This window comes from Enterobacter sp. (assembly GCF_977039595.1).
Genome location: NZ_CDRQYH010000108.1, coordinates 1 through 8,530, shown reverse-complemented (window position 1 = coordinate 8,530; position 8,530 = coordinate 1). Strand labels below are relative to the sequence as shown.

The following is an 8,530-nucleotide window of genomic DNA, read 5'->3' as shown; positions in this document are numbered from 1 at the left end:
GGACGCGCGTCCGTTTAACGCCGGGAAGCAGGAAGAGGTGAAGCGTCGCGTGAAGCATTTGGGGAATGGGCAGATCGGTTAATCCTCAGCCACGTTAATGCCCGGTGGCGCTGCGCTTACCGGGCCTACGGACCGCTCTCTTTTGTAGGCCGGGTAAGCGCAGCGCCACCCGGCGTGGTTATTCGCTATGAACTATCACCAGTACTACCCTGTCGACATCGTCAACGGCCCCGGCACCCGCTGCACCCTGTTTGTTTCAGGCTGCGTCCATGAATGCCCCGGCTGCTACAACAAAAGCACCTGGCGACTCAATTCCGGCATGCCGTTCACCGCGGAGATTGAAGATAAAATCATCAGCGACCTGAATGACACGCGTATTCACCGCCAGGGGATTTCACTCTCCGGCGGCGATCCGCTGCACCCGCAAAACGTGCCGGATATCCTGAAGCTGGTGAAGCGCATTCGTGCAGAGTGTGCGGGAAAAGATATCTGGGTCTGGACAGGCTACAGGCTGGATGAACTGAATACGCAGCAGATGGAAGTGGTGGATCTGATTAACGTGCTGGTCGACGGCAAGTTCGTGCAGGATTTAAAAGACCCGTCTTTGATCTGGCGCGGCAGCAGTAACCAGGTAGTGCATCATCTGCGATGAGCAAAGGCGGATGTTATCCGTCCGCCCTTACCTCAAAACCGACTCAAACTCTCCATAGCCACCGCCTTAAACCCGGCAAAATCTCCGCAGCTAGAGAGCCGCGACATCGCCCGCTCGCGCAGGAAGGTGACGAAGATATCGTAAATCGCCATCGCCTCTTCGTACTCGCTTTTGCTGATGGCGAGCAGGAAGATAACGTGCGCGGTTTCGTCGCCCCACTGAACGCCTTGCGGGGCGAGCACGGTGTAGACCACCGTTTTCTGCGCCAGCAGGCCGAGGGAGTGCGGGAGCGCAATGCCGTCGCCGAGCATGGTGCTGACGATGGCTTCACGCTCAACAACCGAATCCAGAAACTCCGCGCCGACAAAGCCTTCTGCCTCAAGCTGTTCACACAGCTCGCGGAACAGCGTCTGCTGATCGATTGGCTTGTCGATAATGCGGAAATGGGCTGCATCGAAGTATTTATCCAGCATCCACGGGCGGGTGCGGTCCACGAGCACCAGTTTGCCAATCTGTTCTAACTGATAGTCGGTCGGGAACGGGGCGATCGTTACTACCGGTTTCGACTTTTCGCTGACGCGTGCGGTGGCTATCACAAAGTCTTCGCCAATGGTTTCCGCAACCTCGTACTCGCGCAGGGTGAGCGTGCGCGTCACCTCAATCTGCGGATATTTACGCTGCAGCACCGCCTCAATCATGCGGACCATCGCGTTACCGGCGTCGCATACCAGCAGCACGCGCGGCTGGCGCTGGTAGCCGATGTTGTAGTGGCGCTCCAGCCCGACGCCAATGTGCAGCACCAGGAAGCCAATCTCGTTTTCGCTGATCGCATACGGCGTGTATTTGCCCCAGCTCGACACCGCCGCCAGCGTCATATCCCACGCCATCGGGTAGTGCTGCTTGATGTTATCCAGCAGCGGATTGGGGATCATAATTTGATACCGCACGCGGGTGATCATGGTTTTGATGTGCGTGAGCAGATCCGCGTGCAGCTGCGCGTCGCTGAGCAGGTTGTAGTTATAGTGAGTGTTGATATAGCGCAGGATGTAGTTGACCAGCGCCTCGTCGTCGTCAGCGTTAATGGCGCTAGGCGCGATCTCCTGAATCTGCCGCGCCGCAATGTGCACGCACAGCCAGCTCTCCTCTGATGGCGAGAGCGCCTTGCCCGCCAGCTGCTGGATGGTGACGGCGATATCCTTAGCCGCCTCGCGCACGTTCTCTTCCACATCTTCGGCGTGGAATTCCGGCAGCGGATAGCCCTCGCTGATGCGCCGTACCGACACCGCGCAGTACAGGCGCAGGAACAGCTCGCCTTCATCGGTCAGGCGAATGTGGTGACGCGTCAGGGCGTCGTGCAGCACCGGCACCATCTGCTCCGCCACACCCGCATTTAGCGCCACGTCGGTCACCAGCGGGTTCAGGCTGTCCTGCTGCGCCAGCTCCCAGAGCAGATCGGTCAGGCACGCGCGGGTCGACATCTCGCTGCCAAACAGCTTCATGCCGTGGCGCGGACGCGTTTCCAGCGTCAGGTTATAGCGATGGAACCACTCGCGGACTTCGGCCATGTCGCTTTGCAGCGTGGCGCGGCTGATAAACCACTCGTCCGCCAGATCCTCCAGCTTAAGAGAAAATGCCGAGGTCAAAAAACGCACCACCAGATAATGCACGCGCTCCGGACCGGTCCGCGGGATACGCAGCGCGCGCGGGTGGGATGCCTGTAGCTGCTGGTAGCGCTGGGCATCATCTATTTTGAGCTGATAGCCGTTGCCCCGGCTCAAGATAAACTGCGCGCCGTGGCTTGCCAGCAGCGCGTTCAGGGCGGTGATATCGGCACGGACGGTTCGCGTGGAAACCGACAGCCGCTGCGCCAGTTCGTCCTGCGGCAGCGTCTCGTTTTGCAACAGTTCGAAAAGTTGCGCTAAACGTTGGTTCGGAAATCGCACGTCGTTGTCCTCTTACAGCTTAAGGTGAAATGACCATCTGGGATGGGCTGCCGACCGGGGTATAGTCCGGTTCGAAGCTCAATTTCCCGTCCTGCGCCACGCGGAAACGGGTAATGTTGTCGCTGCGCTGGTTCATGACGTACAGCCAGCGTCCCTGCTTATCAAGCGTCAGGGTGCGCGGGTAATCACCACGCGTCCATACGTCATCCTGATGCGTCAGCGTGCCCTCCGCCGTTACGGTAAAGTGCCCGATGCTGTTATGCAAACGGTTAGCCACATACAGCTGTTTGCCATCATCGCTTAACGCCAGACCGGCAGCAAAGCTGGTGCCTTTGTAACCTTCAGGCAGGGCTGAAAGCGTTTTGCCCTCTTTTAAGGTGCCGTTGGCGTTCACGGTATAATGGGTGAGCGTAGACGCCTCTTCGTTAATCAACCACAGGGCATCGCCCTTCGGCGTAAAGACAAAGTGGCGCGGCCCGGCCCCTTTTGAGGAGGCGCTGATAAACGGCGGATCGTTCGGCGTCAGCTTTCCTGTCCGATCGTCAAAGCGGTACTGATAGATGCGATCCAGCCCAAGATCGGTCGAAAACACGTATTTCCCGCTCGGATCGGCGGCGATCATGTGCGCATGCGGGCCGTTATGATCGCTGATCGCGAAACTGCCCTCGACGGCAGCTTCCGGCTTCGCCGCGCCCGGTTCGCCTTGATCCTGACGTTTGTCCGTGGCTTCACCCAGGCTGCCGTCTGCGTTGACGGGTAAAATGGCAATCGATCCGCTGACGTAGTTCGCCACCAGAAGATGCTTGCCGTTCGGCGTCAGCGAAAGGTAAACCGGCCCCGCACCGCCGGAGGCCACCTGATTAAGCTCGCTCAGCTCACCGTTATCGCCGACGCGCAGCGCCTGCACCACGCCCTGCTCTACTTCACTTGCCAGATACAGCGTTCTGCCGTCCCGTGAAAGGGTCAACTGCGCCGCATTCGGCAGTTTGCTCACCAGCGTTTTATCTTTCAGCGCGCCGGTTTGCGGGTTAACAGTAAAACGGTACAGCCCTTCACCGTTCGGATTATAGGTGCCCACCCAGGCGTATTGCGTCTGGGCGACAGCGGCGGTGGCGAACATTGAGAGTGAAGCGACAAGCAGGGTACGGGTGTGCATGGTGGCTCCTTCAGGTATGTGCGGTTTAGTTTTGTTTTATTTAACCAGCTTCTTCGTCATCGCCAGCAGCGTACGCACGTCTTCCGGACGCGTATCGCCGCTGGCTTTGTCGATAATCGAGCTGTAGATATGCGGGATGATTTTGCTCACGCCCGCGTCGAGAGCGATCTGCAGGATCTCCTCATAGTTTTCCAGATCGATACCCCCGGTCGGCTCCAGCCAGAAGTCGTGGCGGGCGCAGGCTTCCGCTACCGCCTTGTACTCGTCACGGCACTTGAGGCCGCCCATCGGGAAGTATTTGATGGAGCTGCCGCCGAAATCTTTCAGCAGGGCAATCGCGGTATCAACCGGCACGATACCGTCCGGCGCTTTGCTGCTCAGCGGGCCGGTGGAGATTTTTACCATGCCAACGGTGCCTGTCGGAGAGACCAGACCGTTGACCACGGACTCATTCTGCCCCAGCAGCGCGCGGCTGGTGGCCACGCCGGTAAAGACCTGGTTAACGTGCTGCGGCTGCACCTGGCGGGAGATTTCACTCACCATCGCCGACTGGTTCGGGTCGCCCGCGCCCAGCCCAACAGACAGCGCGTTATCAATCAGCTTCGCGTATTCGCGCATATCGGCAACGGCGCTCGCCACGTCCGGGTAATTTTTGGAGAGCACGCCCACCAGCACGTGGCCTTCCGCCGCCTCGTAGATGGCGCTGGCGTTGCCTTTCGACCCAGCCAGCACGTTCAGGCAGACGCGGTCACGGTAAAAGTTGGGGGTCAGTTTCATGCGTTTTTCTCCTGTCCTAATACTTCGCTAATGCGGCGGTACACGATGTTCAGCTGGTCAGCATTTACGCTGCGCACGTCCGCTTCGATTATCCCTTCGTTGGCCTTGTAGCCACGGAAGTAAATGGCGTATTCGCCCTGCTTCAGCTTCGCCACCAGATCGCCCGTGCCGACGCCGGTCGTGACTTCGTCGAACTTAATCTCGGTGCGGGCAATATCGCGTCCGGCGCTGTCCCAGACCACGCGCGCGGTCACACCGTTCAGGGTGTTGAGCGCCTCGATAAACGGCGTCATTTTCGCCACCATCTCGGCGCCGCTCTCTTTAGTGGCCGTCAGGTAGTGTTCGATGGCGCAGGTCAGGCCGAGAATGCCCTCTTTGCCGACCTTCATCGCGCGGCCAATGCCTGCCGTCTGGCGCTTAACCCACTCAACGTACTGGGTTTTGCCGATCACCAGACCGCTGGTTGGGCCTTCGATCGCCTTCGCGCCGCTGTAGATGACCAGGTCCGCGCCGGAACGGTAGTACGCTTGCAGGTCTTCTTCCGCCGCGGCATCCACGATGAGCGGCAAGTCGTGTTTACGTGCGACAACCGCCGCCTGCTCGACGCTGAGCATGCTTTTCTGCACGCAGTGGTGTGATTTGATGTACATGATCGCCGCCGTACGCGGCGTGATTGCCGCCGCCAGCTGATCGGCGGAACATTCGTTGGCGTAGCCCGCTTCCACCAGCCTGCCGCCGCCCAACGCCACCATGGTGCCCACCGGCGCGCCAAAGTTCACGTTGTGGCCTTTCGGCAGGACGATTTCGTTATTTTCAATCGGTGTGACGTGCAGGTTTTCCAGCAGCCAGTCGCTGTCTTTTACCAGCACCGCGGCCACGGACTGGGCAATGCCCGCCGACGCGCAGGAAACCACCGTCGCCCCTTCCACGTCCAGCAGCTTCGCGATGTAATCCCCGGTTTTATTGACCAGATCCTTCATCTCGAAATAGTGATTCATGCCGTCCATCGCCGCCTGCACGACTTCCGGGCGCGGCGTGGAGACGCCGAGCGCCGTCATGCGGCCAGAGGTGTTGATCACCTGCTTTAAGTTGTACTTCTCATAAATCGAAGGCATGTTCCGTGCTCCCTTGTTCGGTCATGTAGCCCTTGCCCGCGCGGATCGCGGCAAGCGGCACCAGAATGTATTCAGCCTGCAGGCTGTCGTTTTCGGCATCCGTCAGCACCGTTGGCTGGCGCTTGAGGGTAAATAGCGTCAGATCGGCGTCGAGATCCGGCTGAATGCGGCCTTTGCGCACCAGGCGCAGGCCGTCGGCGGCGTTCGCGGTGACGCAGTCAATCACCTGCGGAAGTGACATGCCGATGGCGAGAAACTTCGACATCACGCTTGCCAGCGAGCCCACCGGGCCGTTGATGCGGTTGCGGCAGTAGATATCCGAGCTGATGGTGTGCGGCAGAATGCCCATCGCAATGGCGCGTTTCGCCACCTCAAAGCTAAAGCTCGCCGTACCGTGCCCGACGTCCAGACGCACGCCGCGCTTCAGGGCGGAGGTGATGGAGGCGCGCAGCTCGCCGGACGGCGTCAGAATGCGGTTAGGCTTGCCGTTATAGCAGTGGGTGATAATGTCGCCGGAGCTCAGCAGCTCGGCAATCTCGTCGAGGTTCGGCGGGTTGTTGCCAATATGAACCATCAGCGGCAGGTCGCCGTTCTCTTTCTGAATGGCTTTGGCACGCTCCAGCGGCGTGATGCCGTTTTCACCGACCACGCTGCTGCTCATGCGCGCCTTCAGGCCGACGATAAAATCAGGGTGGCGCGTCACCGCCTGCTTCACCGCGTCGGCGTCAATATTGGCCATGTTGGCCAGCTCGTTCTGGGCAATCAGCCCCACGCGGGAGATGTTCAGCAGGGCAAAGACTTCAGTGGAAGCCCTGCGGGTGATCGCGTAGAAATCGTCCACGTCGTCGGCACCGGTACTGCCCGCGTCCACTACGGTGGTGACGCCGGTGGCAATGCCCACGCTGTCCGGCTCGTCGTGGTAAATCGGGGAATTCGGATAGCAGTGTACGTGGGAGTCAATCCAGCCTGCGCTGACGAACACGTCACCGTTAAGATCAACCGTCTTGCGAGCGGGAGCGTCAATGTTGCCCGTCGCGGCAATCTTCCCGTCCTGAATGGCGATATCGGTCAGGGTATCGTCGGCGAGGCGCGCGCGGCGCAGGAGTAAATCAAACATGAGGATCTCCTGAAAAGGCGGGCGCCGGAGCGCCCGCGGGTATTAAAGGGCGACCGGGAACAGCCAGCCCAGAATCATCGCGCCGAGGATAGCGCCACCGGTAATCGGCTTCTGCCAGATGTAGAACAGCAGCGCACCCACCAGCGAACCGACGCCGATTGGAATGGAGGCGGTCATGGCGCTGAGAATAATCAACGGCCCGAGGAAGCGGCCGGAGGCGTTGCCAGCACCCATCATCACGTCTGCGCCGTAGGTGGAGTTGCTCTGGTTGATAGTGAACTTACGCGCCAGGATGATGACGTAGCCAATCGCCAGGCCAATCACCAGGCCGGTGATTAGCGAAGCAATGAAGTTGGTCACCGGGAACATGATCCCCGCGCCCAGCAGCAGCGCCGGAACGCCAAGGCCCACGCCGGTCTGGATTGCACCGCCGATGTCGAGAATACCGACCAGCGAGCCTTCTATAATACGGGCGAACAGGAAGCTCGCGCCAAACGCCGCCACCGCGCCGTAAACGCCGGTATCAATGCCCGCTTTCAGCATCGCCACGAAGGCCACTTCGTTAAACGCGCCGATGCCGTAGAGGTAGTACATGTGCGTCCCGGCAAACACGCCGGAGGAGAGCAGGCCAACGAAGATCGGGAACGACCAGTCGGCATACCAAAAACCTTTATTCTGTTCCATTTAGAGGCTCCTGTTATTTACCGCTGAGCGAGTTGTGGATCATGTCGAGCCAGTTCGGCACTGTCAGATGGAAGGATTCAATCATCTTCATGTCGAAGCCGCGGAAGAAGCCGCTCAGCACGAAGAGCAGGACGATAGCCGCCATCATCACTTTGGTGACGTGGTTCCAGCCGCTCTCTTCTACGCCTTTACCGATCAGGATCCCCAGCACCAGGCCCGGTACGGCGTTCCCCATAATCAGCTGCGCCGCGCCGCCAAAAATGGTGGCCCAGAAGCCCGATTTTTTACCCGCATCGATAGCCGCCAGCCAGAAGATCACCGGCATCACGGTGTTCACCAGCAGGTTTGCCGCCGGCACCAGCACCTTCACGGCGGTGACCTGAAGGGCAGCCGGCACGGAGGAGGCGGTAAGGTTAAGGAAGGTCACGACAATCATGCCGATCAGGCCGCAGGCAATCGCCATTTTGCGCGGGTCGTGCAGCGTTTCGCCGACGTTACGGTTTTTGATCATCAGTGCAGCAGCACCCCAGTTCGGGATGATGCGGTGGTCAACGTCCTGTGTGAAGGCACCTGCGGCCACGGAAGAGGCCCAGGCGTTAAAGAAGAAACCTAACCCAAAGGAGAAGTGGGACGCCGGATCCCCTTCACAGGAGTTCAGTTCCCCCAACGTACGAAACGCGCCCATACCCTGAGTGGTAGGCGCATGAAACATGCGTGCAGCCCCGGCTCCGACACCGACGCCAACCAGGCCGCCAATGATGAGCGATTTTATTAATATAATTAAGAACATCAGTCTGCCCTTTTATGAATAATCAGCGTTGCGTGACGAAATCCACCTGGTCAAGATTGATAGCGGTCACGTTGACGGTCACATCCAGCTCCACGCTGTAGGTGCGTCTTTCCCGGCGCAGAAAGAAGAACAGAAACGCTTCTTTACGCACCGCTTCTTGCGCCTGAACGACCTGCACATCCTGTGGCTCAATACGCAGTAAGATATGCGGTGAGGCTTTCATCACCGCGGCCTGAACGTGGTTGAGCGCGTCGGCAAAGGCGCGCGCTTTGGCGTCGCCTTTGCCCTTCACTCTC

Annotated in this window: 10 protein-coding genes; 2 read left to right on the top strand and 8 right to left on the bottom strand. The window is 59.4% G+C overall.

Translation table 11 applies throughout. The annotated features are described in order from the left end of the window. Together ACWYRJ_RS19890 and nrdG are read left to right on the top strand one after the other, a co-directional pair. Window positions 1–82 (top strand): hypothetical protein (locus tag ACWYRJ_RS19890; RefSeq protein ID WP_001654281.1); only part of this gene is annotated, 82 nt, incomplete at its 5' end. Window positions 83–187: 105 nt separating this feature from the next. Further along, window positions 188–652: an anaerobic ribonucleoside-triphosphate reductase-activating protein gene (gene nrdG, locus ACWYRJ_RS19885; protein ID WP_111965356.1), complete on the top strand. Its 465-nt coding sequence runs from the start codon at window positions 188–190 to the stop codon at window positions 650–652. 32 nt (window positions 653–684) lie between these two features. On the opposite strand, the gene ACWYRJ_RS19880 is transcribed toward nrdG, so the two are convergent. The 8 genes from ACWYRJ_RS19880 to ACWYRJ_RS19845 form a co-directional block, all read right to left on the bottom strand. Then, entirely contained in the window at window positions 685–2,595 is a 1,911-nt protein-coding gene (locus ACWYRJ_RS19880; protein ID WP_455508482.1) for a BglG family transcription antiterminator, read from the bottom strand. 19 nt (window positions 2,596–2,614) lie between these two features. Further along, window positions 2,615–3,751, bottom strand: a complete 1,137-nt coding sequence (locus ACWYRJ_RS19875) for a lactonase family protein (RefSeq protein WP_455508481.1) — start codon at window positions 3,749–3,751, stop codon at window positions 2,615–2,617. 36 nt (window positions 3,752–3,787) lie between these two features. Beyond that, window positions 3,788–4,528: a 2-dehydro-3-deoxy-phosphogluconate aldolase gene (gene dagF, locus ACWYRJ_RS19870; protein ID WP_455508480.1), complete on the bottom strand. Its 741-nt coding sequence runs from the start codon at window positions 4,526–4,528 to the stop codon at window positions 3,788–3,790. After that, complete coding sequence (locus ACWYRJ_RS19865; RefSeq protein ID WP_455508479.1) at window positions 4,525–5,643, bottom strand: DgaE family pyridoxal phosphate-dependent ammonia lyase; 1,119 nt, start codon at window positions 5,641–5,643, stop codon at window positions 4,525–4,527. The genes dagF and ACWYRJ_RS19865 overlap by 4 nt, the downstream gene beginning before the upstream one ends. Beyond that, window positions 5,627–6,760, bottom strand: a complete 1,134-nt coding sequence (locus tag ACWYRJ_RS19860; RefSeq protein WP_455508478.1) for an amidohydrolase/deacetylase family metallohydrolase — start codon at window positions 6,758–6,760, stop codon at window positions 5,627–5,629. The genes ACWYRJ_RS19865 and ACWYRJ_RS19860 overlap by 17 nt, the downstream gene beginning before the upstream one ends. Before the next feature lie 42 nt (window positions 6,761–6,802). Then, window positions 6,803–7,444, bottom strand: a complete 642-nt coding sequence (locus ACWYRJ_RS19855) for a DUF4310 family protein (protein ID WP_003856081.1) — start codon at window positions 7,442–7,444, stop codon at window positions 6,803–6,805. Between the two features lie 13 nt (window positions 7,445–7,457). Further along, on the bottom strand, window positions 7,458–8,234 hold the full coding sequence (locus ACWYRJ_RS19850) for a DUF4311 domain-containing protein (RefSeq protein WP_024907277.1): 777 nt from the start codon (window positions 8,232–8,234) through the stop codon (window positions 7,458–7,460). A 22-nt stretch (window positions 8,235–8,256) separates the two neighbouring features. Next, on the bottom strand, window positions 8,257–8,530 hold a 274-nt coding region (locus tag ACWYRJ_RS19845; RefSeq protein WP_455508477.1), incomplete at its 5' end, for a DUF4312 family protein.